The organism is Nocardia jiangsuensis (assembly GCF_042650385.1).
Classification (GTDB): domain Bacteria; phylum Actinomycetota; class Actinomycetes; order Mycobacteriales; family Mycobacteriaceae; genus Nocardia; species Nocardia jiangsuensis.
The window spans coordinates 119,354-145,261 of the sequence record NZ_JBHSAX010000007.1 but is presented as its reverse complement, the minus strand read 5'-3'; the positions used below and the strand labels follow the sequence as shown (position 1 = coordinate 145,261).

At 72.6% G+C, this 25,908-nt stretch carries 26 protein-coding genes; 7 read left to right on the top strand and 19 right to left on the bottom strand.

The window, feature by feature from the left end; translation table 11 throughout:
• Positions 1-25: 25 nt before the first annotated feature.
• Together ACFO0B_RS08385 and pgsA are read right to left on the bottom strand one after the other, a co-directional pair.
• Positions 26-526, bottom strand: a complete 501-nt coding sequence (locus ACFO0B_RS08385; protein WP_378611753.1) for a CinA family protein — start codon at positions 524-526, stop codon at positions 26-28.
• Positions 523-1,080 carry a CDP-diacylglycerol--glycerol-3-phosphate 3-phosphatidyltransferase gene (pgsA, locus tag ACFO0B_RS08380; RefSeq protein WP_378611886.1) on the bottom strand — a complete coding sequence of 186 codons (558 nt, stop codon included), beginning with the start codon at positions 1,078-1,080 and terminating at the stop codon, positions 523-525. Before pgsA ends, ACFO0B_RS08385 begins: the two co-directional genes overlap by 4 nt.
• A 221-nt stretch (positions 1,081-1,301) precedes the next feature.
• Between pgsA and ACFO0B_RS08375 the strand changes: the two genes are divergently transcribed.
• Positions 1,302-1,871 carry an amino-acid N-acetyltransferase gene (locus ACFO0B_RS08375; RefSeq protein WP_378611752.1) on the top strand — a complete coding sequence of 190 codons (570 nt, stop codon included), beginning with the start codon at positions 1,302-1,304 and terminating at the stop codon, positions 1,869-1,871.
• Between the two features lie 11 nt (positions 1,872-1,882).
• Entirely contained in the window at positions 1,883-2,167 is a 285-nt protein-coding gene (locus ACFO0B_RS08370) for a YciI family protein (RefSeq protein ID WP_378611751.1), read from the top strand.
• Positions 2,168-2,262: 95 nt separating this feature from the next.
• Here the strand turns inward: ACFO0B_RS08370 and ACFO0B_RS08365 are convergent, their stop codons facing one another.
• From ACFO0B_RS08365 to ACFO0B_RS08355, 3 genes are all read right to left on the bottom strand, one after another.
• Positions 2,263-3,276 carry a TerC family protein gene (locus tag ACFO0B_RS08365; RefSeq protein ID WP_378611750.1) on the bottom strand — a complete coding sequence of 338 codons (1,014 nt, stop codon included), beginning with the start codon at positions 3,274-3,276 and terminating at the stop codon, positions 2,263-2,265.
• Between the two features lie 112 nt (positions 3,277-3,388).
• Complete coding sequence (locus ACFO0B_RS08360) at positions 3,389-6,049, bottom strand: DNA translocase FtsK (protein ID WP_378611749.1); 2,661 nt, start codon at positions 6,047-6,049, stop codon at positions 3,389-3,391.
• A gap of 90 nt (positions 6,050-6,139) precedes the next feature.
• Positions 6,140-6,763 (bottom strand): TIGR03085 family metal-binding protein, encoded by a 624-nt coding sequence (locus ACFO0B_RS08355; protein WP_378611748.1) that lies wholly within the window; start codon positions 6,761-6,763, stop codon positions 6,140-6,142.
• Positions 6,764-6,856: 93 nt separating this feature from the next.
• Here ACFO0B_RS08355 and ACFO0B_RS08350 point away from each other — a divergent pair, with 93 nt between their 5' ends.
• Together ACFO0B_RS08350 and ACFO0B_RS08345 are read left to right on the top strand one after the other, a co-directional pair.
• The gene (locus ACFO0B_RS08350) at positions 6,857-7,240 is read left to right on the top strand and encodes a DUF4189 domain-containing protein (protein ID WP_378611747.1); all 384 of its coding nucleotides are present in this window, start codon (positions 6,857-6,859) and stop codon (positions 7,238-7,240) included.
• 11 nt (positions 7,241-7,251) lie between these two features.
• Positions 7,252-7,818, top strand: coding sequence for a hypothetical protein (locus ACFO0B_RS08345; RefSeq protein ID WP_378611746.1), 567 nt, complete (start codon positions 7,252-7,254; stop codon positions 7,816-7,818).
• Between the two features lie 62 nt (positions 7,819-7,880).
• Here ACFO0B_RS08345 and ACFO0B_RS08340 read toward each other — a convergent pair whose 3' ends face one another.
• On the bottom strand, positions 7,881-9,932 hold the full coding sequence (locus tag ACFO0B_RS08340; protein WP_378611745.1) for a ribonuclease J: 2,052 nt from the start codon (positions 9,930-9,932) through the stop codon (positions 7,881-7,883).
• On the bottom strand, positions 9,929-10,837 hold the full coding sequence (gene dapA / locus ACFO0B_RS08335; protein WP_378611744.1) for a 4-hydroxy-tetrahydrodipicolinate synthase: 909 nt from the start codon (positions 10,835-10,837) through the stop codon (positions 9,929-9,931). The genes ACFO0B_RS08340 and dapA overlap by 4 nt, the downstream gene beginning before the upstream one ends.
• A 177-nt stretch (positions 10,838-11,014) precedes the next feature.
• On the opposite strand from dapA, the gene ACFO0B_RS08330 reads away from it, so the two are divergent.
• Positions 11,015-11,500, top strand: a complete 486-nt coding sequence (locus tag ACFO0B_RS08330) for a hypothetical protein (protein ID WP_378611743.1) — start codon at positions 11,015-11,017, stop codon at positions 11,498-11,500.
• On the opposite strand, the gene ACFO0B_RS08325 is transcribed toward ACFO0B_RS08330, so the two are convergent.
• The 9 genes from ACFO0B_RS08325 to ACFO0B_RS08285 form a co-directional block, all read right to left on the bottom strand.
• The gene (locus ACFO0B_RS08325) at positions 11,452-12,699 is read right to left on the bottom strand and encodes a winged helix-turn-helix domain-containing protein (RefSeq protein WP_378611742.1); all 1,248 of its coding nucleotides are present in this window, start codon (positions 12,697-12,699) and stop codon (positions 11,452-11,454) included. The genes ACFO0B_RS08330 and ACFO0B_RS08325 overlap by 49 nt on opposite strands.
• Positions 12,700-12,730: 31 nt before the next feature.
• Positions 12,731-13,753, bottom strand: coding sequence for a hypothetical protein (locus ACFO0B_RS08320; RefSeq protein ID WP_378611741.1), 1,023 nt, complete (start codon positions 13,751-13,753; stop codon positions 12,731-12,733).
• Complete coding sequence (locus tag ACFO0B_RS08315; RefSeq protein WP_378611740.1) at positions 13,746-15,017, bottom strand: ATP-binding protein; 1,272 nt, start codon at positions 15,015-15,017, stop codon at positions 13,746-13,748. Before ACFO0B_RS08315 ends, ACFO0B_RS08320 begins: the two co-directional genes overlap by 8 nt.
• Positions 15,014-15,688 carry a response regulator transcription factor gene (locus ACFO0B_RS08310; protein WP_378611739.1) on the bottom strand — a complete coding sequence of 225 codons (675 nt, stop codon included), beginning with the start codon at positions 15,686-15,688 and terminating at the stop codon, positions 15,014-15,016. The genes ACFO0B_RS08315 and ACFO0B_RS08310 overlap by 4 nt, the downstream gene beginning before the upstream one ends.
• A 94-nt stretch (positions 15,689-15,782) precedes the next feature.
• Positions 15,783-16,184 carry a flavodoxin family protein gene (locus tag ACFO0B_RS08305; protein WP_378611885.1) on the bottom strand — a complete coding sequence of 134 codons (402 nt, stop codon included), beginning with the start codon at positions 16,182-16,184 and terminating at the stop codon, positions 15,783-15,785.
• 55 nt (positions 16,185-16,239) lie between these two features.
• Positions 16,240-16,716 carry a hypothetical protein gene (locus ACFO0B_RS08300; RefSeq protein ID WP_378611738.1) on the bottom strand — a complete coding sequence of 159 codons (477 nt, stop codon included), beginning with the start codon at positions 16,714-16,716 and terminating at the stop codon, positions 16,240-16,242.
• Positions 16,713-17,459, bottom strand: a complete 747-nt coding sequence (dapB, locus tag ACFO0B_RS08295) for a 4-hydroxy-tetrahydrodipicolinate reductase (protein WP_378611737.1) — start codon at positions 17,457-17,459, stop codon at positions 16,713-16,715. The genes ACFO0B_RS08300 and dapB overlap by 4 nt, the downstream gene beginning before the upstream one ends.
• Positions 17,460-17,496: 37 nt before the next feature.
• Complete coding sequence (locus ACFO0B_RS08290; protein WP_378611736.1) at positions 17,497-18,600, bottom strand: alcohol dehydrogenase catalytic domain-containing protein; 1,104 nt, start codon at positions 18,598-18,600, stop codon at positions 17,497-17,499.
• A gap of 10 nt (positions 18,601-18,610) precedes the next feature.
• Positions 18,611-19,801, bottom strand: a complete 1,191-nt coding sequence (locus tag ACFO0B_RS08285) for an MFS transporter (RefSeq protein WP_378611735.1) — start codon at positions 19,799-19,801, stop codon at positions 18,611-18,613.
• Positions 19,802-19,895: 94 nt separating this feature from the next.
• On the opposite strand from ACFO0B_RS08285, the gene ACFO0B_RS08280 reads away from it, so the two are divergent.
• Positions 19,896-20,204: an ArsR/SmtB family transcription factor gene (locus ACFO0B_RS08280; protein WP_378611734.1), complete on the top strand. Its 309-nt coding sequence runs from the start codon at positions 19,896-19,898 to the stop codon at positions 20,202-20,204.
• The gene (locus ACFO0B_RS08275) at positions 20,201-21,160 is read left to right on the top strand and encodes a LysR family transcriptional regulator (RefSeq protein WP_378611733.1); all 960 of its coding nucleotides are present in this window, start codon (positions 20,201-20,203) and stop codon (positions 21,158-21,160) included. Before ACFO0B_RS08280 ends, ACFO0B_RS08275 begins: the two co-directional genes overlap by 4 nt.
• Before the next feature lie 123 nt (positions 21,161-21,283).
• On the opposite strand, the gene ACFO0B_RS08270 is transcribed toward ACFO0B_RS08275, so the two are convergent.
• The 3 genes from ACFO0B_RS08270 to rpsO all read right to left on the bottom strand — a co-directional run bounded on the left by ACFO0B_RS08270 (position 21,284) and on the right by rpsO (position 25,842).
• Positions 21,284-22,549 (bottom strand): M16 family metallopeptidase, encoded by a 1,266-nt coding sequence (locus ACFO0B_RS08270; protein ID WP_378611884.1) that lies wholly within the window; start codon positions 22,547-22,549, stop codon positions 21,284-21,286.
• A gap of 125 nt (positions 22,550-22,674) precedes the next feature.
• Positions 22,675-24,963 (bottom strand): polyribonucleotide nucleotidyltransferase, encoded by a 2,289-nt coding sequence (locus ACFO0B_RS08265; RefSeq protein WP_378611732.1) that lies wholly within the window; start codon positions 24,961-24,963, stop codon positions 22,675-22,677.
• Between the two features lie 609 nt (positions 24,964-25,572).
• Complete coding sequence (gene rpsO, locus ACFO0B_RS08260; protein ID WP_233019610.1) at positions 25,573-25,842, bottom strand: 30S ribosomal protein S15; 270 nt, start codon at positions 25,840-25,842, stop codon at positions 25,573-25,575.
• Positions 25,843-25,908 lie beyond the last annotated feature (66 nt).

Genomic DNA, 25,908 nt, shown 5'->3' with positions numbered 1-25,908 from the left:
CACCGCTGGTTTCCCGGGACCGGCGTCAGGGCCGCTCGGCGGCGCGCACGGTGCGCAGCAACTCCTCGACCGCCGCGCGCGTCGCACCGATTCTGATCGTCCACCGGTCACCGGCGAGTTTCAACCGCTGGGTGGTGATGTGCCCGGCGCCGGCGACGGCGAGGAAGACGGTGCCGACCGGCTGCCCGCCCTGCGGGTCCGGCCCGGCGACCCCGGTGAGGCCGACGCCCCAGTCCGCGCCGCAGCGGGTGCGGGCGCCGACCGCGAGTTGCTCGGCGGTGCCCGCGGCGACCGGGCCGAGCCCGGCGAGCAGCTCGGCGTCGACGCCGGCGAGGGTGTGCTTGAGGTCGGTGGCATAGACCACGAGCCCGCCGCGCAGCACCGTGCTCGCGCCGGGCACGCCGGCGAGGGCGGCGGTGAAGAGCCCCGCGGTCAGCGATTCGGCGGCGGCGACGGTCTGCCCCGCCTCGCGCAGCGCGGCGACCAGCTCGGCGGCACCGGCCACGGCCAGCGGGTCGGCCGTCACGATTCCTTGGCCCGCCCCGGCCCGGCCAGCCAGACCCGGACCGCCTGGCCCACGTAGTCCAGCCCGGTGGCGACGGTGAGTACCAGCGCCAGGTACATCAGCGCCATGCCCGCGGTCTCGAAGCCGCCGCTGAGCGGAAGCAGCAGCACGCCGATCGCCAGCGTCTGCACCAGCGTCTTGAGCTTGCCGCCGCGCCCGGCCGGGATCACCCCGCGCCGGACCACGACCAGCCGGAGCAGCGTGATGCCGATCTCCCGTGCGCAGATCACGATGGTGATCCACCAGGCCAGGTCGCCGAGCATGGAGAGGCCGATGAGCGCGGCGCCGACCAGCGCTTTGTCCGCGATCGGGTCGGCGAGCTTGCCGAAATCGGTGACCAGGCCGTACTTGCGGGCCAGCTGCCCGTCGAAGCGGTCGGTGATGGCGGCGACCGCGAACAGGACGGTGGCGCCGATCCGCCAGCCGGTGTCGTGGCCGTCCGCGGCGAAGAGCGCGAGCACGAACAGCGGGACGATCGCGATCCGCAGCATGGTGAGCATGTTCGCGATGTTCATCAGCGGCACGGCGGGCTCGTGCGGCACGTGGCCCTCCTGCGGCGCGCGCTGATAGCCGGGGCCGACGACGGGGGTGCTCCACCCCCGGTCGATCTCCTCGGGCTGCGCGCTCACGACAGCCCCCGGCCCGCGGATCGCACTCGGCGATACCGGGAGCGGACGGGTCGGATGCACGGCACAGGATCAGCCTATCGGTAACCGCCCCCGCTACTGTTCACCCCATGACTTCTCGGGCACCGGTCGGTGCTTCCACCAGCGACGCGAACTCCGTCGCGCCCCCCGGCGCGCCCGCTTCCGCCGTGGTGGTGCGCCGAGCCCGCACCGCGGACGTGCCGGGAATCAAGGGGCTCATCGACGTGTACGCGGGCCGCATCCTGCTGGAGAAGAACCTGGTGACGCTGTACGAGGCGGTCCAGGAATTCTGGGTGGCGGAGCTGGACGGCAGGCTCGTCGGCTGCGGGGCGCTGCACGTGCTGTGGGCGGATCTGGGCGAGGTGCGCACGGTGGCGGTGCACCCGAGCGTGAAGGGCCACGGTGTGGGCAAGCTCATCGTGCGCCGGCTGGTCGAGGTGGCCCGGGAGCTGGGGCTGCACCGGGTGTTCGTGCTCACCTTCGAGGTGCCGTTCTTCGCCGGGCACGGATTCGTGGAGATCCACGGCACGCCGGTGACCGCCGAGGTGTACGCGGAGATGTGCCGCTCGTACGACACCGGCGTGGCCGAATTCCTCGACCTCAGCTACGTGAAGCCGAACACGCTCGGCAATACTCGGATGCTGCTGACCTTGGATTGAGGAGACCGCTCGTGCCCACCTTCGCCGTGCACTACACCTACTCAGACGGCACCGTGCCGGGGCGCGATGTTCATCGCGCGGAGCATCGGAACTGGCTGGGATCGCTGGTCGACGCCGGGACGCTGCTGACCAGCGGGCCGTACCCCGACGGGTCGGGGGCCCTGCTCATCTTCCGCACCGAGTCCGAATCGGAGCTGGGTGATCTGCTCGAGCGCGATCCCTTCGCCCGCGAGGAGCTGATCGACGCGGTGCGCGTCGCCGAGTGGTTGCCGGTACTCGGGGCGTTCTCCGACTGAATCTCGCGTCCGACGCGGAGTGCGGCGGGGGGGGCACACCCGACGGTGTGCCGCCCCCGCACCCCTGATGGGGTTGCTTCGGCCCGCTCGAGCGGCTACTTCGGTTCCACCGGCTCCGGTTCCGCCGTGTGCGGCCTCGCGGAGCCACGGGTGCGGAGGAGGCTGGCGACGGTGGCGACCACGAGGATGCCGATGATCACCGAGAGCGAGAGCGGGGTGGAGATCTCGGGGACCGAGACGTGCTCACCGCCGTTGACGAAGCCGAGCGTGTTCTCGTGCAGCGCGTGCAGCACCAGCTTGACGCCGATGAACGCCAGGATGGCGGCGAGACCGTAGGAGAGGTAGACGAGCCGGTCCAGCAGCCCGCCGATCAGGAAATAGAGCTGGCGCAGCCCCATGAGCGCGAAGGCGTTGGCGGTGAAGACCAGGTACGGCTGCTCGGTGAGGCCGTAGATCGCCGGGATGGAGTCGAGCGCGAAGAGCAGGTCGGCGAAGCCGATGGCGAGCAGCGCCATCAGCATCGGGGTGACCACGCGCTTGCCGTCGATCCGGGCGAGCAGCTTGTCGCCGTGGTACTCGTCGGTGGTCGGAACCACCTTCTTGGTGAGCCGGACGATCAGCGAGTCGCGCTTCTCCTCGACCTCCACCTCGTGCCCGCTGTCCTTGAGCAGCTTCACGGCGGTGTAGATCAGGAAGGCGCCGAACAGGTAGAACACCCAGCTGAAGGCGCTGATCGCGGCGGCGCCGACGGCGATGAAGCCGCCGCGCATCACCAGCGCGAGCACGATGCCGATGAGCAGCACCTTCTGCTGGTACTTCCGCGGCACCGCGAAGGTGCTCATGATGATCAGGAAGACGAACAGGTTGTCCACCGAGAGCGCCTTCTCGGTGACGAAGCCCGCGTAGTACTCACCGGCGTAGGTGCCGCCCCACTGCCAGGCGACGAAGCCGCCGAAGAGCAGCGCGATCCCGATGTAGACGGCGGACCACGAGCCGGATTCCTTGAAGCTCGGCTCGTGCGGTGTGCGCACGTGCGCGAAGAAGTCGAAGACGAACAATCCCAGGATCACCGCGATGGTGATCACCCATACGAGTCCGGTCACCTGCATGCGCGGGTCCTGTCGACGGCTGCGGCGGTCATGGCACCCAGCATGCCCGAATTGTCCGAGGTTTGCCGCAGGGGAACGGAACCGGGTGCTTCGTCACATCGGACGGTACACCTCAGTCCGCGTCGGCGGGCTCCGGATCGCCGCCGCCGCGGATCGACAGCAGCACGCCGTCCAGCTCGTCCGGCTTGACCAGCACGTCCCTGGCCTTGGAGCCCTCGCTCGGCCCGACGACGCCGCGGGTCTCCATGAGATCCATCAGCCTGCCCGCCTTGGCGAAGCCGACCCGCAGCTTGCGCTGCAGCATCGAGGTGGAGCCGAACTGCGAGGTCACGACCAGCTCCACCGCCTGCAGCAGCACGTCGAGGTCGTCGCCGATATCGGCATCGACCTCCTTCTTCTCGCCCGCCTTCGCCGCGGTGACGCCCTCGGTGTACTCCGGCTCGGCCTGGTTCTTGGCGAACTCGACGACGGCGTAGATCTCCTCGTCGGAGATGTAGGCGCCCTGCAGCCGGGTCGGCTTGCCCGCGCCCATCGGCAGGAAGAGCCCGTCGCCCATGCCGATCAGCTTCTCCGCACCCGGCTGGTCCAGGATGACGCGCGAGTCGGTGAGCGAGGAGGTCGCGAAGGCGAGCCGGGAGGGCACGTTGGTCTTGATCAGGCCGGTGACCACGTCCACCGAGGGCCGCTGGGTGGCAAGCACCAGGTGGATGCCTGCCGCGCGCGCCTTCTGGGTGATCCGGACGATCGCCTCCTCGACGTCGCGCGGGGCGGTCATCATCAGGTCGGCGAGCTCGTCCACGATGGCGAGGATGTACGGGTACGGCCGGTACACCCGCTCGCTGCCGAGCGGGGTGGTGATCGCACCGGACTTCACCTTGCGGTTGAAGTCGTCGATGTGCCGCACCTTGCTGGCCTGCATGTCCTGGTAGCGCTGCTCCATCTCCTCGACCAGCCAGGCCAGCGCGGCCGCGGCCTTCTTCGGCTGGGTGATGATCGGCGTGATCAGGTGCGGGATGCCCTCGTAGGGGGTGAGCTCGACCATCTTCGGGTCGATCAGGATCAGCCGCACCTCGTCCGGCGTCGCCCGCTGCAGCAGCGAGACCAGCATGGAGTTCACGAAGCTCGACTTGCCGGAGCCGGTGGAGCCGGCGACGAGCAGGTGCGGCATCTTGGCCAGATTCGCCGAGACGAACTCGCCCTCGATGTTCTTGCCGAGCCCGATCACCAGCGGGTGGTGGTCGCTGCGGGTGGAGCCCGCCTTGAGCACGTCGGCCAGCCGGACCAGCTCGCGGTCGGAGTTCGGCACCTCGATGCCGACCGCGGACTTGCCGGGGATCGGCGCGAGCAGCCGGACGTTCTCGGTCGCGACCGCGTAGGCGATGTTCCTGGCCAGCGCGGTGATCTTCTCGACCTTCACGCCGGGGCCGAGCTCCACCTCGTACCGGGTGACCGTCGGGCCGCGGACGAAGCCGGTGACCGCCGCGTCGATCTTGAACTGCACCAGCACCTCGGTGATCGCCTCGATCATCGATTCGTTGGCGGCGCTGCGCTTCTTGGGTGGGTCGCCGTCGGTGAGCAGGGAGAGCGGCGGCAGCGTGTAGTCGCCCTCGATCACCCGGTCGGTGACGAACTCCGGCTCGGCGGGCGGCGGCGGGGTCTGGTCGACCGGCTTCGGGGCCGCGCGCTTGCGGGCCGGCCGCGGGGCGGGCTCGGGCTCCGGGGCGAACGGCGGGTCGATCGGCTTGGCGTCGCGCAGCGGCGGCTCGCCGAGCAGCTCGGTGGGCGAGGAGGAGCCGGGAAACTCGTCGGTGGGGTAGTTCTCGGCCGGGGTGCGGCCGCGGCGGCGGCGCGGGCGCGCGGGTGGGTCGTCGTAGCCGGGCGGGTCGAGCGTGCCGTAGCCGGTGTCGAACGGGTGCGCGGCGTCGTAGTCGGTGTACTCGTCGCCGCCGGACTGGGTGCCGAAGTACCGGCGGAGCACATCGGGCACCTCGCGCACGGTGATGCCGGTGAGCAGCAGCACGCCGAAGGCGATGCAGAGAACCAGGATCGGGGCGGCCAGCCACGGGGTGAGTCCCTGGCCGAGCGGGCCTCCGGTCACGAAGCCGAGGAAGCCGGCGGCCCTGGAGCGGCCGTGTGCGTCGGTGGGGGCGCCCGCGGCGAGGTGCCAGAGGCCGAGGAAGGGCAGCCCGACCATCAGCCCGCCGAGGACCAGGCGGGGCCGGATCTCCGGGCGCGCCTCGGTGCGCATGAGGATCACCGCGACGGCCGCCGCGGCGAACGGGACCGCGGCGGAGGCGGAGCCGCCGACCGCGCGGATCACCGTCTCCACCCAGCGGCCGACCGGGCCGCCCGCGGAGAGCCAGACGGCGGCGGCCACCACGGCCGCGAAGGCGAGCAGCCCCAGCGCGATGCCGTCGCGCCGGTGGCCGTTGTCGATATCGCCCGCCCTGCTCACCGTGCGGGTGGCGGCGCCGACGCCGCGCGCCAGCATGGACCAGCCGCCGGTGATCGCCCGGGTGAGGACGGCGAGCGGTGCGGTGTTCGAGCGGGCCCCGGCCGGACGCCGGGCGGGGCGGCGGACGGCGCCCGCGCGCGCGGTTGCCCCGGCCCGAGCGGTGGCGCCCGCGCGCGCCGCGCCGCGTGCCCTCGGGGCGGGCGCGGCGGCCCGCGGCACCCCGGAAGCGGCGGGTGCGGAACCGGTCCGGGGAGCCCGCCCCCGCGCCGATCCCGCGCGCGGCCGAGCCGACGTGGTGCTGCGGGGCTTACCTGCCATGGCCCCAGGCTAGCCCCAAATGCCCCGCGGAAACCATCCGCAACACTGTTCCCGCGCGTCTCGCGGGCCGGTCACGAGGCGGTTCGCCGCCTAGAGGGAGCGGTCCAGCGCCAGGACCGCGCGAACCGAGTCCTCGGGACCGGAGGTCTCGATTCGCACCTTGTCGCGCCCGAAGGCGTGCAGCAGCAGCTCCGCGGGCGCGCCGAGCAGGACGACCGGCTCCCCGGGACCGGAGCCGATCCGCGCCTCGTCCCCGTCCGGAGTGCGCAGCACGATCGGCGCCGGTGACTTCCGGTAGGCCATCTTCCCCATGCGCCGTACCGTCTTCCAGAGCTGCCGCTGCTCGTCGCCGGGGAGTTCGCGCGGCTCCCACGTCTCGCCCCCGCGGCGTACGTCCTCGTGGTGCACGAAGTACTCGGCGAGGTTGGCGACGGCGTCGATCGGCTTGAGCGGCGACCACCACGGCGGGCCGGTGCGCACCTCCTCCAGCAGCTCGGGGAACGGGCGCTCGGCGGCGCGCGCCTGCACCCGCTCCAGCCGCGGCGCCAGTGCCTTGATCATGATCCCGGGCGCGGCGTCCGGTCTGCGCTCCCGCACCACCAGGTGCGCGGCGAGATCGCGGACGCTCCAGCTGCCGCAGAGCGTCGGTGCCTCCGGACCGGCGGCCGCCATCGTCGTCACCAGTTCGCGGCGTTCCTTCTGTGCCATGCTCATCCTGCCGAAGATACCCAGCGCGCGCCGCACTGTGTATTTTGTTGCTTCGGTCCATCGGGTCGTGGATCTCCCGGACAGAAGGGCAACTCCCCCGTGAAAAAACTCGTCTCCGGCGTCGCCGTCGCCGCCGCGGTCGGTTCCGCGCTGACGCTCGGCGCTCCCTCCGCACATGCCGTGCGGTCCTACTACGGCGCCATCGCACTCTCTCCCTCCACCGGGCTGATCGGCTACTCGTACGACTACGCCGATGTCGACCACGCCACCGCGAAGGCGCTGACCAGCTGCGGCGCCGCGGACTGCGAGTCGCTGGTGTGGTTCGCCAACGGCTGCGGCGCCGTCGCCTACTCGGATCGCACCGCCACCTGGAGCTGGGCCTACGGCGCCTCGCGCCGCTCCGCGCAGTCGCTGGCGCTCAACGAGAACTACTCCGACGCCACCATCGTGCACTGGAACTGCACCTCCAACCACAGCAACTGACGGGGAACACCGTGAAGCACCCTTTCCGCACCGCCGTTGCGGTGCTCCTGAGCACGGCCGCCTGCACCCTCGCGGTCGGCTGCAGCAGCTCCTCGGACGACAAGGCGTCGGACAGCACCGTCGCCACCGCCACCCGCGACGCCGATGCCGGCCAGGCGCAGGGCGGCAGCGACAACGGCACCAAGGTGACCGGCGCCGCGCCGACCACGGCGGCTGCGCCTGTTCTGGCCAAACCGTCGGTCGCCGAGCTGAACGACCGGCTCACCAAGGCCTTCGATCCCGCGGTGCCGAACGCCGAGAAGATCAGCTGGATCCAGAACGCCGAGCAGGACCCCTACCTGGTGCAGAACCTGGTGGCCGCGGCCGAGCGGGAGAACGTCACCGTGCAGGTGACCAACGTGCAGGAGCCGGCCGGCGGCAAGGTCAAGGCCGACGCCGACGTCTCGATCGGCGGCACCCCGGTGCAGAACGCCTTCATCGAGTTCGTCGCCGAGGGCGGGCAGTGGAAGGTCTCGAACACCTTCGCCTGCAACGTCGTCAAGAGCGCGAAGATCGAATCGGCCGCCTGCGAGGGCTGAGCCGGAGTACGAGAAGAGCCCGCCGGAGATCCACTCCGGCGGGCTCTGTCCGTCTCGGTGAGTCAGACGCCGATGACGGTGGGGATGATCATCGGGCGACGGCGGTAGACGTCGGCAACCCAGCGCCCGACCACCCGGCGCACGCTCTGCGCGATCCGGTGCGTGTCGGTGACGCCCTCGCCTGCCAGCCGCTGCAGCTCCGCCTCCACCAGCTCGGCCGCCTTGGCGAGCGCGCTCGGGTCGTCGGAGAAGCCGCGGCCGCTGAGCTCCGGCGGGCTGACCGTCTTTCCGGTGTCCTGGTCGATGGCGACGGTGATCGAGATGAAGCCGCCCTCGCCGAGCACCAGCCGGTCCGACAGCGTCGATTCGCCGACGTCGCCGACGGAGAGGCCGTCCACGTAGACGTGGCCGACCGGCACCCGGCCGACGATCGAGGCGATGCCGTCGACCAGGTCCACGACGACGCCGTCCTCGGCGAGCACCACCCGCTCCTCCGGCACGCCGGTCGCCACCGCCAGCGCGGCGTTGGCGCGCAGGTGCCGCCACTCGCCGTGCACCGGCATGGCGTTGGTCGGCCGCACCGCGTTGTAGAGGTAGAGCAGCTCGCCCGCCGAGGCGTGGCCGGAGACGTGCACCTTGGCGTTCTGCTGGGTGATCACCGTCGCGCCGAGCCGGGCCAGGCCGTTCACCACGGTGAAGACCGAGTTCTCGTTGCCGGGGATGAGCGAGGAGGCCAGCACCACCAGGTCGTCGGCGCGGATGTTGATCTGCCGGTGGTCGCCGCGGGCCATCCGGGACAGCGCCGACAGCGGCTCGCCCTGGGAGCCGGTGGAGATCAGCACCAGGCGGTCGCCGGGCAGGCTCGCGGCACCGTCCATGGTGATCTCGACGCCGGAGGGCACCGTCAGATAGCCGAGATCCTGGGCGATCTGCATGTTGCGGACCATCGAGCGGCCGACGAAGCAGACCCGGCGGCCGTAGCGCTGGGCCACGTCGACGACCTGCTGGATCCGGTGCACGTGGCTGGCGAACGAGGCGACGATCACCCGGCCGCGCGCCTTGCCGATGACGGTGTCGAGCACACCGCCGATCTCGCGCTCCGGGGTGACGAAGCCGGGCACCTCGGCGTTGGTGGAGTCGACCAGGAAGAGGTCGACGCCCTCGTCGCCGAGCCGGGAGAAGCCGGCCAGGTCGGTGAGCCGGTTGTCCAGCGGGAGCTGGTCCAGCTTGATGTCGCCGGTGTGCAGCACGACGCCGGCCGGGGTGCGGATGGCGACCGCGAGCGCGTCCGGGATGGAGTGGTTGACGGCGAAGTACTCGCAGCCGAACGGGCCGTGCGTGGTGTGCTGGCCCTCGGTGACCTCGACCAGCTTCGGGTGCAGCCGGTGCTCGCGGCACTTCGCGGCGACCAGCGCGAGGGTGAAGCGGGAGCCGACCACCGGGATGTCCTGGCGCAGCCGGAGCAGGAAGGGCACCGCACCGATGTGGTCTTCGTGGCCGTGCGTGAGCACCACCGCGACCACGTCGTCCATCCGGTCCTCGATGGGCCGGAAGTCGGGCAGGATCAGGTCGACGCCGGGCTGCTGGTCTTCCGGGAAGAGCACGCCGCAGTCGACGATCAGCAGCTTGCCGCCGAACTCGAAGACGGTCATGTTGCGGCCGATCTCGCCGATGCCGCCGAGCGCGAAGACGCGCAGGCCGTTGCGCGGGGCCTTGGGCGGCGTGCCGAGCCGGTCCTGCGCGGCGACGACCGGCTGGTCCTGCGCCGGCTCCGAGCGGCGCCCGGTCTGCCTGCCGCGCGTGTTCCGGCGGTTGCCCTGCCGGTCGCCCCGGCCGCTGTCGCGCGCCGGTTCGGCGGCGGGCGCGCCGCTGTCGCGGCTCGTGGCGCCCGAGCGGTCTGCCCGCTCGACCGTCTCGGCGGCGTCCCCGCTCGCCGATGCGGTGCTCGCGGCGCCGGTGGCGGCGCGACTCGTCGCATCACCCTCGGCCACCACCGCCGCCGCTTCGGCTACAGCGTCGATCTCCGGAGCGGCGCTCTCGGCGACCGGCTGCTCACTCGCCGGAAGCGGCGGGCCCGCGGTGCGGCTGGCGGAACGTCTCCGTGGTCGGCTCATACAAGTACCCCCGCGGCCCGCAGATCGCCGGCCAGCTCGTCGAGTTGGGCGGTGGATGGCATGAGCTGCGGCAACCGCGGCTCGCCAACGTCCACGCCGAGCAAGCGCAGCCCGCCCTTGGTCATCGCCACGCCGCCGAGGCGGGCCATGGCATTGTTCAGCCCGATCAGATCGGCATTGAGCTGCCGGGCCCGCACCACGTCACCGGCCGTGTAGGCGGTGAGCAGTTCGCGCAGCCGCTCCGGCACCAGGTGCCCGATAACGCTGATGAATCCGGCCGCGCCGACCGACAGCCAGGGCAGGTTGAGCGCGTCGTCACCGGAGTACCAGGCCAGCCCAGTCTCCGCGATCAGCCCGGCACCCATGTTCAGGTCGCCCTTGGCGTCCTTCAGCGCGACGATCCGCGGGTGCTCGGCGAGCACCCGGATGGTGTCCGACGCGATCGGCACCACCGAGCGCGGCGGAATGTCGTACAGCGTGACCGGCAGGTCGGTGGCGTCGGCGACGGCGGTGAAGTGCGCGACCAGCCCCTCCTGGGACGGCCGCGAGTAGTAGGGCGTGACGACCAGCAACCCGTGGGCGCCCGCGCGCTGCGCGTTGCGCGCCAGGTGGATCGAGTGCGCGGTGTCGTAGGTGCCCGCGCCCGCGATCACGGTGGCGCGCTCGCCGACGGCATCGACCACGGCGCGCAGCAGATCGGCCTTCTCGGACTCGGTGGTCGTCGGCGACTCGCCGGTGGTGCCGGAGACGGCGAGCAGGTCGACGCCGCGGTCGACCAGGTGTGCCGCCAGCGCGACACCCGCGTCGACATCCAGCTTCCCCTCGGGCGTGAAAGGGGTCACCATGGCGACGCCGACCGAGCCGGACGCCCGGAGCGGGGTGGGCGTCGTTTCACCGTTCCTCATGGTGAGAAAGGCTACCCGGTCGCGCTTGTCCGCTCGACACCCTCGTCCGGCCGCCGGTGTGCCGCGCTGCCGCCGGACGCGCGAACCGGCCGCACACCACTCCGCCGACACCATAACGACGTCAAATGATGTCACTGATTCCTTGCCACGACACCACGGAGACGCCATCCTGGTGTCATGGATCTCGACAGCTACACCGCCCGCCTCCGCGCCGACCTGGTCGCCGCGGCCGCGCTCGGCGACGAGAAGACCCGCGCCACCGCCGAGGCGCTGGCCACCGCCGTCGAGAGCTCGGCCCGGCTGATGCTGCTTGCCGCGCTCTCCGATCTGGCCGCCGAGGTGAGCACGGCGCTCGGCGACCGCACGGTGCACGTCTCGGTGCGCGGCGCGGACGCCGCGGTGGACGTGCGCCCGGTCGCCGAGGACGGCACCGGAGCCCCGCCCACCTTCGAGGAGATGACCGGCGATATCAGCCGGGTGACGCTGCGTTTGGTCGAGCAGTTGAAGTCGCGCGCCGAGGAGGCCGCGGCGCAGAGCGGGCAGTCGCTCAACTCCTGGCTCTCGCACGCGGTCAGCAACACCCTGCGCGAGCAGATGCGCGGCTACGGGGGCGGCTACGGCACCGGGCCGAGCGCCAAGCCGGAGCCGCGCGCCGACAGCTGAGCCAGCTCCGGCATCAGGTCGCCGCGGTCGCCGAGCACCACGTCGTCCAGCTCCAGCCAGTCGGCCATCTCGCGCAGCGACCCGGCCAGCGCGGCCGCGGTGTACGGGGTGGCGTGGCCGGGCTCGGCGAAGGCGGCGGGCACCAGCAGCCGCCCGTTGCCGCGCTCGGCGCGCAGGTCGACCCGGCCGACCAGCTGCCCGTCCAGCAGGAACGGGAAGACGTAGTAGCCGTGCACCCGCTTCGCCTCGGGGGTGTAGATCTCGATCCGGTAGTGGAAGCCGAACATCCGCTCGGTGCGCGGGCGGCAGAAGACCAGCGGGTCGAACGGGCAGAGCAGCGCGGCGCCCTCGATCCGGCGCGGGGCGGGGGCGCCCGCGCGCAGGTAGCCGGGGCGGTCCCAGCCCTCGACGGCGACCGGGATCAGCTCACCGGCGTCGACCAGCTCGGCGATGGCCGGTTCGGTCTGCTTGCGCTGCATGCGGTAGTAGTCGCGCAGGTCGGGTTCGGTGCCGACGCCGAGCGCGGTGGCGGCCCGGCGCACCAGCTCGCGCACCGCCTCCGCGCGCGGCACCGCGCGGGCGTGCAGCTCCGGCGGGATCACCCGCTCGGCCAGGTCGTAGTACCTGGTGAAGCCGGAGCGGTGGCTCACCGAGACGGTGCCCGCCGCGAAGAGCTGCTCGCAGATGGTCTTGGTGTCGGTGAGATCCCACCAGGAGCCGCGCGGGCGCGGCTTCTCCAGCTCCAGGTGTTTCTCGATCTGGGTGGCGGTGGCGGCGCCGACCTCGGTGAGCACGTCGACGATGTCGGCGCCGAGGGTCGGGTTGCGCTCCAGCACCCGGCGCATCCCGGCCCAGCGGCCGTGCTCGTACTCCGCCATCCGCCAGCGGAAGAGCGGCCAGTCCTCGACCGGGATCAGCGCCGCTTCGTGCGCCCAGTACTCCACCAGCCGGCGCGGGGTGCGCGCCCGGTGCCGCCAGACCGCGTCGTCCAGCACCGAGCGGTCGTAGCCGCCGATCCGGCTGAACACCGGCGCGTAGTGCGCGCGGACCACCGCCGAGACCGAATCGATCTGCAGCAGCTGGGTTCTGGCCAGGACATCGAGCACCGTCCTGCGGGTGGTGACGGCGGGCTTGCGCCGCCCGAACCCCTGGGCCGCCAGCGCCGTCCGGCGCGCGACGGCCGCACTCATCGTCCGCATGCTGCGCAGGATGCCACGGGGGTCCGACAGCTCAGGTGGAGACCCGGACGTCACCGGCCGCGTCGATCTCGATCCGCCGGTCCCCCGCACCCGCGGCGGCGAGCACGGTGGCCAGCACCCGACGGCCCATGGGTAGCACCCGCACGGTGACGGTGCCGTCGGTGGCGGCGTCCAGCTCGCCGGCGGCGGCGTCGACCACCCGCTCGCGCACCCACTGCGGTACCCCGGCGAAGCCGCCGTCGTCCAGCAGCACCACCTCGACCCCGCGCGCCCGCGCGCCCCGGGCGGCGGCGCTCAGGTCGTCGGTGACCAGCTGCGGGGCGCGCAGCCCGTCCCTGAGCTCGGCCTCCAGCAGCCGGCACTCCTCGCGGTCCCGCCCGTTCAGGTCGGCGCCGGCGGCGATCCGCTCCAGCATCGGCCTGGCCAGCCGGTCGAGCCGGGCGAGCTGCCGGTCGCGCTCGCCGTTCTCGGCGGCGAGGGTCGCCTCGGCGGCGGCCCGCAGCGTCGCCTCCTCGCGCAGGGTGCGCAGCGAGCGCTGGGTCGGGCGCATGACGGCGGCGAAGAGCGAGACCCCGGCCACGGTGCCGATCGGCACGATGGTGCCGACGAAGGCGCCGCCGGTCATCCCCTCCGCCGCGACCAGCACCGCGATCACCCCGGCGGTGGCCGCCACCCCGATCCAGGCGGCGCCGAGCCGGCCGCGCAGCACCAGCAGCGCCAGCACGTACGAGGCGGCGAAGGCCGTCGAGACCTGCGGCGTATCGCCGCGGTCGGAGAGCCCGGTCATGGTGAGCACGGCCGCGAGCGGGGCGGCGAGCACCACCAGCGCGGTCGCGCTCGCCGGCAGCGGGTCGACCGGGATGACCAGGACCAGCAGCCCGGCGGCGGCCAGCGCGAGCAGGGCGAGCAGCGCGGGCACCGGCGGCGACCCGGCGAAGTTGCGCACCATGTAGAGCACGATGATGGCCTCGAAGCCGACCAGGAAGAGCCAGGCGGCGCCGTCGCGCAGGCCGAGCAGGTCGCGCAGCGCGAAATCGATGTCCCGGTCAGCCACCGTTGCCCCACACCAGCGTCACGGTGGTGCCCTCGCCGCGGCGGGATTCGACGAAGCCTGCGCCGCCGGGGAGCCTGCTCATCCGGCCGAGGATGCTCACCGCCACGCCGAGCCGGTCCGGTGGTACGGCGCAGGGGTCGAAACCGGCGCCGTCGTCCCGCAGCACCACGCGGATACCGCCGGCGCCGATCGTCACGGTGACGGTGCGGTGCACGGCGCGGCCGGGCACGGTGGCGTGCCGCAGGCTGTTCCGCGCCGCCTCGGTGAGCGCGGCGGCCAGTGTCACCGCCGCCTCCAGCGGCATGTCCAGGTCACCGCCGACGCCGGGGCGCTGCGCGCGGAACTCGATCTCCGGGTTCACCTCGTGCACCGCCGAGCGCAGGAACCCGATGGCGGACTGCGCGTCCAGCCGGTCCGGCGCGATCCCGCCGCCGCGCACCGCGTCGAGCTGCGCGATCGTGCGCTGAGCCTGTTCGTGCAGCACGCTCGGCTCGGTGCAGCCGCCGCGCGAGGCGTCGAGCAGTGTGGAGAGCACGGCGTCGTGGATGAGCGCGGCGAAGCGGGCGCGCTCCCGCTCCCTGGCCGCCGCGCCCGCCACCGCGGCCGCGCGCCTGCTCTCCAGCGCGGACTCGCGGTCCACCCTGGCCGCAGCGGCCCGCGCATAGATAACGCACCAGGCGAAGAGCGCGGCCAGCCCGCCCGACCTGGCCACCGCGTTGACGAAGGCCACCGGGGTGACCTCGGGCAGCACCGCGGCATTGGCCGCCGAGATCAGCACGCAGCTGAGCACCAGGTACCCGACGGCGAGCGAGAGCCGCCAGGACAGCGCCGCGACCAGCACACCGAGCACGAGCACCTTGTACTGCCAGATCTGCTCCGTCCCCGCGGGCAGCACCGGGTAGGTGCTCGGCACCATGAGCGCGGCCAGCAGGAAACTCACCGCGGCGGCGGCGGCCGTGCGCTGGATCGCCCTGCGGTTCATCGCCACCGACACCACCGCGAGTACCGGGAACAGCCCGAAGGCCAGCACCACCGTGAGCAGCACCCGGCCCGGGTCCGCGCCGCGGCTCTGCTCCGCGATCTCCGGCAGCTCGACCAGCCCGACGATCACCCCGGCGATGCCGACGCTGAGCCCGAGCCGGCGCAGGATCCGGTCCGCGGCGGGCTCGGCGGCCGGGCCGGCCGCGATGGAGAGCAGCCCGCGGACCCAGCGGCCAGCAGGCACCCGGACGGAAGCGGCGGCGGCGACGGCGCCCGCGGTCATGCCCTGCTGTTGCGCTCGGGCATCGGGAGCCAACCGTCCTCCACCGCGCGTTTGTACAGGTCGGTCTTGGTCGGCGCCGGGCGCCCGGCGTCGGCGTACTTCTGCCGGATCCGGCCCAGGTAGTCGTTGACGGTCTGCTCCGAGAGGCCGGTCAGCCGGGCCACCCGGGAGGCCTTCTCGCCGGAGGCGTAGAGCATCAGCACCTCCTCCTGGCGCGGGCTCAGCCCGACGTCGGAGAGCTGCGGATCGCCGTCGATCGCGGCGGCCCAGTCGGTGGTCACCACCTGCTCGCCGGAGGCCGCGCGGCGCACCGCGGCCACCACGGTCGGCACGTCCTCGGACTTGCGCAGCACGCCGAGCACCCCGGCCCGCGCCGCGGAGCGCACCAGGAACGCATTGTCGGCGCCGGTGAACACCAGCACCTCGATCCCCCGGCCGCGCAGCGCGCGTACGTTGTCCTCCGGCACGGAGCCGTCGGCGAGCCGCAGATCCAGCACGGCGAGGTCGAGATTCGTCGTCGCGGAGAGCAGTTCGCCCACGGTGCCCGCGGTGCGCACCAGATCGAGGTCGGGCTCGGGGGCCAGCATCGCCGCCAGGCCGATCGCCACCGATTCGTGGTCCTCCACCAGCCCGATCCGCCGGGCCGGTGCGCCGTCCTCGCCCCAGGTCACCTCGGTACTCCCATCCCGGCCGTCGTGTACAGCACGCTCAGGAAGTATGCCGGGTCGGGGGTGCGCAGTCAGCCCACCAGAATCGGGGGCGCGGTCATACCATCAGTTGCGCGGCGATGGTGCCGCCGAGTTCCCAGCACTGCTCGAGATCGGCCTTGGACGGCTTGCCGGAGACGACGACGTGCTCGGCGGCCTTGACCCAGCCGAGGCCGGTGGTGATCGCATCGATCGCGCGGACCGCGCCCTCGGTGCCCTCGTTGCCGTGCAGGTAGAGGCCGAAGGGGCGGCCCCTCGTGGTGTCGAGGGCCTGGTAGTAGACGGTGTCGAAGGCGTGTTTCAGGGCGCCGCTCATGTAGCCGAGGTTGGCGGGGGTGCCGAGCAGGTAGCCGTCGGCCTCGAGCACGTCGACCGGGGCGACGGTGAGCGCGGGGCGGCGGACGACCTCGACGCCTTCGATCTCGGGATCGGTGGCGCCGCGCAGCACCGCCTCGAACATCTCGTGGGTGTGCGGCGACGGCGTGTGGTGCACGATCAGCAGGCGGGGCACGGGCTCACCGGTCCAGGCGTTCCAGGGCGACGGCGCGGCGCATGACCTCGCGGGCCCGGGAGCGGTCGCCGGCCAGGTCGTAGGCGCGGGCCAGCCGGTAGGACGAGCGCCAGTTGTCCGGGTCGGCCTCCCATTCGGTTTTGACCTGGGCGAAGAGCGCGTCGGCCGCGTCCCGCTCGACCCGGCCGGAGGGGCGGCGCGGCAGGTCGGCGGTGTCGAGCTCGCGCCCCTCGGCGTGCATGCGGCGGGCCAGGTGCTGGTGCGCCAACGCGGCGCGCAGGGTGGCGACCACGATCCAGAGGCCGAGCAACGGGAGGATCAGCACGCCGACGCCGATCGCGACGGCCGCCACCTCGCCGGAGGTGAGCAGCTCGATCGCGATCCGGCCGAGCAGCAGGAAGTAGAAGCCGAGCGCCAGCACCAGCGCGGCGATGAAAGCGACCCGCTTCAGCACCTCGCGCGCCGGCGCGGATTCGGTCACAGATCCAGGAACGGGTCGAGCCCGACGGTGAGGCCGGGACGGGCGGCGATGCTCCGCACGCCGAGCAGCACGCCGGGAGCGAAGGAGTTCCGGTCGATGGAGTCGTGCCGGATGGTGAGCGTCTCGCCCTGGGTGCCGAAGAGCACCTCCTGGTGCGCGACCAGCCCGGCGAGCCGCACCGAGTGCACCCGCACCCCGTCGACGTCGGCGCCGCGCGCGCCGTCCAGCTCGGTGCTGGTGGCGTCCGGGCTGCGGCCGACCCCGGCCTTCGCCCTGGCCTCGGCGATCAGCCCGGCGGTGCGGTAGGCGGTGCCGGACGGCGCGTCCGCCTTGTTCGGGTGGTGCAGCTCGACCACCTCGGCCGACTCGAAGAAGCGCGCCGCCTGCTCGGCGAAGCGCATGCAGAGCACCGCACCGATGGCGAAGTTCGGCGCGATCAGCACGCCGGTCTCCCGGCTCTCCGCGAGCCAGCCGCGCACCTCGGCGAGCCGGCCGTCATCGAAGCCGGTGGTCCCGACCACGGCGTGGATCCCGTGCTGGACCAGGAACTTCAGATTGCCCATCACCACATCGGGGTGCGTGAAGTCGACGACGACCTCGGTGTTCGCGTCGGTGAAGGCGGTCAGCGCGTCGTCCTTGTCGACGGTGGCGACCAGCTCCAGGTCATCCGCCGCCCGCACCGCGGCGCAGATGGCCTGGCCGACCTTTCCCTGCGCGCCGAGTACCCCGACCCTGATCGTCACCTTGCTCCTCTCGTCCCGAACACGGGTGAGCCTATCGTCAGAACAGGATCACCTGGCGCAGCGCGTTCCCCGCGGCCAGCTCGTCCATGGCGGCGTTGATCTGCTCCAGCCCGATCCGAGCGGAGACCAGCCGCTCCACCGGCAGCCTGCCCGCGCGCCACAGCCGCACGTACTCCGGGATGTCCCTGGCGGGCACCGCCGAGCCCAAATAGCTGCCGACGATCGAGCGGCCCTGCGCCACCAGCGCCAGCGGCGAGATGCTCGCGCGGGCGTCAGGGGCAGGCAGCCCGACGGTGACCGTGGTGCCGCCGGGCGCGGTGGCGGCGACCGCGGTCTCGAAGGCGCGGATGTTTCCGGCGGCCTCCACCACCACCTCGGCCTGCACACCTCGCTCGGCCACCTCGGCGGGGGTGAGCGCGGCGGTCGCGCCGAGCTCGCGGGCCAGCGCGAGTTTGTCCGGCACGGTGTCGACGGCGATCACCTCGCCGACCCCGAGCGAGGCCGCGACCAGCAGCGCCGCCATCCCGACGCCACCGAGCCCGACCACCATGATCCGGTCGCCCTGCGCGGGCGGCGCCGAGTTGAGCAGCGCGCCGCCGCCGGTGAGCACCGCGCAGCCGAGCACCGCGGCGACCTCCGGCGGGACGTCGTCGTCGACCGGGACCACCGAGCGGCGGTCGACCACGGCGTGCGTGGCGAAGGCGGAGACGCCGAGGTGGTGGTGCACCTCCGCGCCGTCGCGGCGCAGCCTGCGGCCGCCGCCGAGCAGCTCGCCCGCGTTGTTCGCGGCGCTGCCCGGGATGCACGGCGTCCGGCCCTCGCCGGCACAGCCCGCGCAGTCGCCGCAGCGCGGCAGGAAGGTCATGACGACGCGCTGCCCGACGGCGATGTCCGGCTCGCCTGCGCCGACGGCCTCGACCCGGCCGGCGGCCTCGTGCCCGAGCAGCATCGGCACCGGGCGCACCCGATTGCCGTCGACCACGGAGAGGTCCGAGTGGCACACCCCCGCCGCCTCGATCCGCACCAGCAGCTCGCCCGGCCCGGGCTCGGCCAGCTCCAGCTCGGAGATGGTGAGCGGCGCCGATTCGGCGAACGGGGCGGGCGCGGCGATGCGCTCCAGGACGGCTCCACGGATCCTCATGGCGCCGACGCTACCCGGCGGTGCGGCCGCGCAGGCCGAGCCCGGCGGCGACGAGGCAGGCCACGGCGGCGGCCGAGACGAACCACGGGAACACCGTGCTCAGCCCCCAGCTGTTGGCGGCCCAGCCGGCCAGCACCGTCGGCAGCGCCATGGCGGTATAGGCGAGCAGGTAGTAGGCCGACATGGTCTCACCGCGCCGGTGCTGCGGCACCACATCCGAGAGGTGCCGCAGCGAGCCGCCGAAGCCGAGCCCGAAGGTGCCGCCGAGGAACACCCCCGCCAGGAACACCGCGATCCAGCTGTGTGTCGCCAGCGCCGGAATCAACGCGAGCAGCGCGAAGGCCATGCCGACATCGCCGACGACGGCGGCCCGCCGAGCCGGAACGCGAGTGGCCACGAGCTGCACGAGCGCGGCGGAGAGCGCGGTCGCGGCCACCACCGCGCCGCCGAAGACCAGGTTGTGGATGCCGGTCTGGCGCGCGGCCAGCGACGGGTAGAGCGAGAGCAGCACGCCGAGCACCGACCAGGCCGCCATCACCCCGATCGCGGAGAACCAGAAGTCGCCGCGGATCTCGGCGGGCACCGACGGCCGCGCGATCCGGATCCGCCCCGCCACCCGGGCCGCGTGCGGCTCGCGCAGCGCGATCACCCCGGCCGCGATGGCCAGGCAGACCACGCTGATCACCACGTACGGCGTGCGCAGCGGGAACGGCGCGTACTGGGCCAGCAGCGCCGAGCCGAGGATCGTCACCGCCATCCCGACGTTGAACGCCACCCCGCTGAGCTGCCCGGAGCGCGCGCCGCGGTGCGGCCGCAGATCGAGCAGCGCGGCCGCGCCCGCCACCACGGTGGCGCCGACCGCCATGCCGTGCAGTGCGCGGGCGAGCACCAGCATCGGCACCGAGTCGGCGGCAACGAAGACGACCAGCCCCGCGATCATGGTGCCGAATGCGCCGAGCAGCACCGGCTTGCGGCCGAGCACGTCGGAGATCCGGCCGGTGACCAGCACCGCGGCCAGCGCCGCGACCGCGTACACCGCGAAGATGATCGTGGTGGTGAGCGGTGACAGGTTCCACTCGGCCTCGTAGAGCCCGTAGAGCGGGGCGGGCGCCCCGGAGACCCCGAGCGCGACCCCGGTCGCGACCAGGACGAGCGGATAGGCCCAGCGCTGCGCCGCCGGCTGGGCGAGGGTGGCGGTCATCGCGGCTCCTGTCCCGATAGGTTTGATGGTTGTCGAACCGCACTCGACCCTACGACCCGGGTACGATAACCATCAAACCTGAGTGAGGAAGCTCATGAGCGAAGTGTCCGCGCCGGTGGCGCCGCTGTCCGCCGTGCTCGGCGCGCTACAGGATCCGGTCCGGCTGGAGATGGTGCGGCGGCTGGCCAATGCCGACGGCCCGGTGCGGTGTGCGGCGCTCTACGACGCGATCAACAAGTCCACCGCCACGCACCACTTCAAGATCCTGCGCGAGGCGGGGGTGATCGAGCGGGTCACCGTCGCGGGGAACACCTGCCAGCGGCTGCGCCGCCGCGAACTCGACACCGCGCTGCCCGGGCTGCTGCCCGCGGTCGTCCGGGCCGCCAACCTCGATGCTCGGTGATCCGGCCCGATCTCGACCTGGCCGCGGTGCGCGGCTTTCTCGCGGTGGCCGAGCACGGGCAGCTCACGCTCGCCGCGGGCGAACTCGGCATCAGCCAGCAGGCGGTCTCCAAGCGGATCGCGAAACTGGAGGCGGTGCTCGGCATCTCGCTGTTCGAGCGGACCCGTACCGGGGTGCTGCCGACGGCGGCGGGCGCCCGCTTCCTGCCGCGGGCGCGGGCGCTGCTGGCGCTGGCCGACGAGACGGTGGCGGCGGTGCGCGCCTTCCCGCGGCCGCTGCGGGTGGCGGTGCTCGGCGAGCGACAGGCGGCCGTGCGCTCGCTGCGCTTCTTCCTGGATCGGCATCCCGGCGCGGAGACCGAGATCGTGGTCGGCGATGCCGTCGTGACCTCGCGGGACGCGCTGCTGAGCGAGCGCGCGGACGCCGCCTTCGCCAGGGCGCACGGCGGACCGCGCCCGCTGCCCGCACACATCGCGGCGGCGCCCGCGCTGCTGGAGCCGCTGCACCTGCTGGTCGGGCGGCGGCATCCGCTGGCAGGCCGGAACGCGGTACCGCTCGCCGAGCTGGCGGGCACCTCGGTGTGGGTGCCCGGCGCGGCGGTGCCATCCGAATGGGCGGACTTCTACCGTGACCTCGGCGACTTCGCGAATATCGCGATCGACACCGCGCGCCCCGAGCCGGGCTCGGGAATCGGGCGCATGATCGAGCGGATCGCCGCCTCGGACGCGCTCTGCACCTTCAACGGCGACGACTTCGACACGCCCTACCACCCGGAGCTGCGGCGGGTCCGGGTGGTCGACCCGGCCCCCGCCTACCCGCACGCCCTGCTGTGGGACGCCGAAGACCCGCACCCAGACCTCACCGAGCTGCTCGCCCACTGCCGCGCGCACTACAACGCCGACACCGCGGCCTCCTGCTGGCTCCCCGAACCCGACCGCCCGCTCTTCGTGGGCTGACAACGCCCGCAACGACGACGACACGCGCCTGCGCCACACCGGGCGGCCCGCCCACACGGCCGACCGCGCGCCGAGCGATCCGCTGCGCGACCGGACCCCTACCGCGGCCGCGGTGGCACGTCCCTAGTTCTCCACCAACCTCCGCACCGCGACCGGAAGATCGCGGGTCCGGCGATACGGCCCGGCGACGGCGGCGCCCATGGGCCGGGCGAGCAGGGTGCGGGCGACGGCGTCGACCTGCTCGGTGGTGACCGCGTCGATCCGCGCCAGCGTCTCGGAGACGCTGCGGTGGTTGCCGTAGTTGAGCTCGCTGCGCCCGATCCGGTTCATCCGGGAGCCGGAGTCCTCCAGGCCGAGGACGAGCCCGCCGCGCAGCGACCCCTTGGCCCGCGCGCACTCGGCATCGGTGATGCCGTTCGCCGCCACGTCCTCGAGCACGCCGCGGGCCAGCGCGGCGACGGTGCCGAGGTTCTCCGGCTGGCAGCCGAGCGCGACCGAGAAGGCGCCGGTGTCGGCGAAGGTGTCGACCCCGGAGTAGACCGAGTAGGCCAGCCCGCGCTCCTCCCGGATGGCCTGGAAGAGCCGCGAGCTCAGCCCGCCGCCGACCACGGTGTTGAGCACCGAGAGCGGCCAGCGCTTGTCCCCCTCGTGCCTGCCGTAGGCGCGCACGCCGAAGGCCAGGTGCGATTGCTCGCTGTCCCGGTTGCTCCAGTGCAGGGTGGGCGTGGTGCGGGTGCGGAAGCGGCCCTCCCGCCGGGGCGCGGGTCCGGCGGCCGGGTCGAGCCGGTGCGCGAAGGCCCGCTGCACCAGCTCGACCGTGTGCTCGTGCTCGATATTGCCCGCCACCGCGACGACCATCCGCTCCGGCCGGTAGCGGCGCTGGTGGAAGGAGCGCAGCTGGGTGGAGCGCATGGCCTCGATGGACTCCACCGAGCCGATGACGGGGCGCCCGATCGGGTGCTCGCCGAAGAGCGCGGTGAGGAAGGCGTCGCCGACCAGGTCCTCCGGGTCGTCGTCGCGCATGGCGATCTCCTCGAGCACCACCTGCCGCTCGACCTCGACGTCGGCGGCCCGGCACAGCCCGTTCAGCACCACGTCGGAGACGAGTTCGACCGCGAGCGGCAGGTCCTCGTCGATCACGTGCGCGTAGTAGCAGGTCTGTTCCTTGGCGGTGAAGGCGTTCAGCTCGCCGCCGACGGCGTCCATGGACTGCGCGATGTCCAGCGCGCTGCGGGTCGGGGTGGCCTTGAAGAGCAGGTGCTCCAGGAAGTGCGCGGCGCCGGCGACGCCGGGGCCCTCGTCCCTGGAGCCGACGCCGACCCAGACGCCGACGGAGGCGGAGCGCACGCCGGGCACGTGCTCGGTGACGATGCGCAGCCCGCCGGGCAGCTCGGTGCGGCGGACCCCGCTGTCCGAGCCGAGTTGCTCGGCGGTGACGGTTCGGAGCGACGAACCCCCCTGCTCACCGCGGAGCAGAGGGGCCGTCGTGTTCTCGGTACTCACAGATACCGTGTCTACTCGCTTTCGGCGGCGGCGGCCTCGGGGGCCGCGGCTTCGGTGGTGTCCTCGACCGGGACCAGCGAGATCTTGCCGCGGTTGTCGATATCGGCGATCTCGACGCGCAGCTTGTCGCCGACGTTGACCACGTCCTCGACCTTGGCGACGCGCTTGCCGTTGCCCAGCTTGGAGATGTGCACCAGCCCGTCGCGGCCGGGCAGCAACGAGACGAACGCACCGAAGGCGGTGGTCTTCACGACCGTGCCGAGGAAGCGCTCGCCGACCTTCGGCAGCTGCGGGTTGGCGATGGCGTTGATCAGGTCGATCGCGGCCTGCGCCGACGGGCCGTCGGTCGCACCGACGAAGACGGTGCCGTCGTCCTCGATGGAGATGTTGGCGCCGGTCTCCTCGGTGATCTGGTTGATGACCTTGCCCTTGGGGCCGATCACCTCGCCGATCTTGTCCACCGGGATCTTGATCGCGGTGACGCGCGGGGCGTACGGGCTCATCTCGTCCGGGCTGGTGATGGCCTCGGCCATCACGTCGAGGATCGTGGTGCGGGCGTCGTGCGCCTGCGCCAGCGCCCCGGCGAGCACCTGCGAGGGGATGCCGTCCAGCTTGGTGTCGAGCTGCAGCGCGGTGACGAAGTCACGGGTGCCCGCGACCTTGAAGTCCATGTCGCCGAAGGCATCCTCGGCGCCGAGGATGTCGGTGAGCGCGACGTAGCGCACCTCGTCGGTGCCGTCGGCGCCGGTGACGGTGTCCGAGACCAGCCCCATCGCGATGCCCGCGACCGGCGCCTTGAGCGGCACGCCCGCGTTCAGCAGCGAGAGCGTCGAGGCGCAGACCGAGCCCATCGAGGTGGAGCCGTTGGAGCTCAGCGCCTCGGAGACCTGCCGGATGGCGTAGGGGAACTCCTCCTGGCTGGGCAGCACCGGCAGCAGGGCGCGCTCGGCGAGCGCGCCGTGGCCGATCTCGCGCCGCTTGGGCGAGCCGACCCGGCCGGTCTCACCGGTGGAGTACGGCGGGAAGTTGTAGTGGTGCATGTAGCGCTTGCTGGTCTCCGGGCCGAGCGAGTCGACCTGCTGCGCCATCTTCACCATGTCCAGCGTGGTGACGCCCATGATCTGGGTCTCGCCGCGCTCGAACAGCGCGGAGCCGTGCGCCCGCGGGATCACGGCGACCTCGGCGGAGAGCGCGCGGATGTCGGCGAGGCCGCGGCCGTCGATCCGGAAGCTGTCGGTCAGGATGCGCTTGCGCACCAGCTTCTTGGTGAGCGAGCGGAAGGCGGCGCCCAGCTCCTTCTCCCGGCCGGCGAAGGTCTCGCCGAGCTGGTCGAGCACGGTGAGCTTGATCGAGTCGATCTTCTCCTCGCGCTCCTGCTTGCCCGCGATGCCGAGCGCCTCGCCGAGCTGCGCGCCCGCGGCATTCTCGACGGCGGCGAAGACGTCGTCGCCGTACGGCGGGAAGAGCGGGAACTCGCCGGTCGGCTTGGCGGCCAGCGCGGCCAGGTCGGCCTGCGCGCGGACCAGCCGGGCGATGAACGGCTTGGCGGCCTCCAGCCCCTCGGCCACGACGGCCTCGGTCGGCGCCTGCGCGCCTGCGTCGACCAGCGCGACCACGTTCGTGGTCGCCTCGGCCTCGACCATCATGATGGCGACGTCACCGGAGTCGACGACGCGGCCGGCCACGACCATGTCGAAGACGGCGTGCTCGAGCTGCTCGACGGTCGGGAAGGCGACCCACTGCTGGGCGCCGCCGACGGCGGGGTCCTGCAGCAGCGCGACCCGGACGCCGCCGACCGGCCCGGAGAACGGAAGCCCGGCGATCTGGGTCGAGGCGGAGGCGGCGTTGATCGCGACCACGTCGTACAGGTCGTTCGGGTCGAGGCTCAGGATGGTGACGACCACCTGGATCTCGTTGCGCAGCCCGTCGACGAAGGAGGGGCGCAGCGGCCGGTCGATCAGGCGGCAGGTGAGGATCGCGTCGGTGGAGGGCCTGCCCTCGCGCCGGAAGAAGGAGCCCGGGATGCGGCCGGCGGCGTACATCCGCTCCTCGACGTCCACCGTCAGCGGGAAGAAGTCGAAGTGGTCCTTGGGTGCCTTGCCCGCCGAGGTGGCGGAGAGCAGCATCGTCTCGTCGTCCAGGTAGGCGGCGACCGCGCCTGCCGCCTGCCGGGCCAGCCGGCCGGTCTCGAAGCGGATCGTGCGGGTGCCGTAGGCGCCGTTGTCGATCAGCGCGACGGACTCGAACACGCCGGGCTCGACCTCGACGGCCGTGGAGTTACGTTCGATGGTGTCGGTCATATGTTCTGTTCAACCTCTCGTCTTCGCCGGATCCAGCGCCCGTCGGGCGCGACCCGGCATTTCGTCAGCCGTTCCGGACACGGACACGCGGCAGCCTCGTGCTGCGCAACGCGCGCACCCGGCCGTTCCCCCTTGGGAGCGGCGACGCGGAGGCGGTCATCGATCGAAGCCCGCCGGACGGTTTCCCTGCCGTGCCGGGAGGCCACTACCGAAGACCGACGCCACGAGGCGGGTGCGTCCGGCTGTTGCCGTAGTTGTCCGGGCGCGAGATTCGGTCTCGCTGCCACAGAGGAGCCAACGTCCAGATTGTACGTCTACCCGCGGGTAAATCCCCCGGAACCCCCGGCCTTCAGCGCCCAGCGCTGGTCACAGGGCCTTTCCGGCGCGCCGGGGAGGAAGAGAATATTCTCTCGGGGGCGCAGCGCCCCCGAACCACCACGGGGCGAGCGCCCCGAACCCCGTCCTGCGGGGCGCAGCAGCGCAGGTACAGATACGGGTAGTGAGAAGCGCCTGCAGCGAACCCCTCGGTATCGCCCGAGCAACAAGATCCCCCACCGACCCGCCCCCGTCGGGGGCGAGCCTTGGGGGCCGCGAACCCGCGCGCCGAAATTACCTACGCAGGCCGAGTCGCTCGATGAGCGAGCGGTAACGCGCGATGTCGTTGTCCGCCAGGTACTTCGACAGCCGCTTGCGACGCCCGATGAGCGCCATCAGCCCGTGCCGGGTGTGGTGGTCGTGCTTGTGCTTCTTGAGGTGCTCGGTGATGTCGGCGATCCGCTTCGACAGCATCGCGATCTGGGCCTCCGGCGAGCCGGTGTCCTTCTCGTGCAGGCCGTACTCGGCGAGGATGGCGGACTTCTGTTCGGTGGTCAATGCCATGCGGCGACGCACTCCTGTTTCTCAGTTCCGCGCGGATGGAGTCCGGGAACCCCCGGCCGGGCGCCG

Excerpts from the sequence above, each read along its gene's own strand:
- ACFO0B_RS08280 (WP_378611734.1), top strand. The coding sequence starts at position 19,896 with ATGAGCGAAGTGTCCGCGCCGGTGGCGCCGCTGTCCGCCGTGCTCGGC.
- ACFO0B_RS08340 (WP_378611745.1), bottom strand. The coding sequence starts at position 9,932 with ATGAGCCGACCACGGAGACGTTCCGCCAGCCGCACCGCGGGCCCGCCG.
- rpsO (WP_233019610.1), bottom strand. The coding sequence starts at position 25,842 with ATGGCATTGACCACCGAACAGAAGTCCGCCATCCTCGCCGAGTACGGC.
- pgsA (WP_378611886.1), bottom strand. The coding sequence starts at position 1,080 with ATGAACATCGCGAACATGCTCACCATGCTGCGGATCGCGATCGTCCCG.
- ACFO0B_RS08325 (WP_378611742.1), bottom strand. The coding sequence starts at position 12,699 with ATGCGGACGATGAGTGCGGCCGTCGCGCGCCGGACGGCGCTGGCGGCC.
- ACFO0B_RS08265 (WP_378611732.1), bottom strand. The coding sequence starts at position 24,963 with ATGACCGACACCATCGAACGTAACTCCACGGCCGTCGAGGTCGAGCCC.
- ACFO0B_RS08365 (WP_378611750.1), bottom strand. The coding sequence starts at position 3,276 with ATGCAGGTGACCGGACTCGTATGGGTGATCACCATCGCGGTGATCCTG.
- dapA (WP_378611744.1), bottom strand. The coding sequence starts at position 10,837 with ATGAGGAACGGTGAAACGACGCCCACCCCGCTCCGGGCGTCCGGCTCG.
- ACFO0B_RS08360 (WP_378611749.1), bottom strand. The coding sequence starts at position 6,049 with ATGGCAGGTAAGCCCCGCAGCACCACGTCGGCTCGGCCGCGCGCGGGA.
- ACFO0B_RS08375 (WP_378611752.1), top strand. The coding sequence starts at position 1,302 with ATGACTTCTCGGGCACCGGTCGGTGCTTCCACCAGCGACGCGAACTCC.
- ACFO0B_RS08290 (WP_378611736.1), bottom strand. The coding sequence starts at position 18,600 with ATGAGGATCCGTGGAGCCGTCCTGGAGCGCATCGCCGCGCCCGCCCCG.
- ACFO0B_RS08305 (WP_378611885.1), bottom strand. The coding sequence starts at position 16,184 with ATGTTCGAGGCGGTGCTGCGCGGCGCCACCGATCCCGAGATCGAAGGC.
- ACFO0B_RS08285 (WP_378611735.1), bottom strand. The coding sequence starts at position 19,801 with ATGACCGCCACCCTCGCCCAGCCGGCGGCGCAGCGCTGGGCCTATCCG.
- ACFO0B_RS08330 (WP_378611743.1), top strand. The coding sequence starts at position 11,015 with ATGGATCTCGACAGCTACACCGCCCGCCTCCGCGCCGACCTGGTCGCC.
- ACFO0B_RS08355 (WP_378611748.1), bottom strand. The coding sequence starts at position 6,763 with ATGAGCATGGCACAGAAGGAACGCCGCGAACTGGTGACGACGATGGCG.
- ACFO0B_RS08315 (WP_378611740.1), bottom strand. The coding sequence starts at position 15,017 with ATGACCGCGGGCGCCGTCGCCGCCGCCGCTTCCGTCCGGGTGCCTGCT.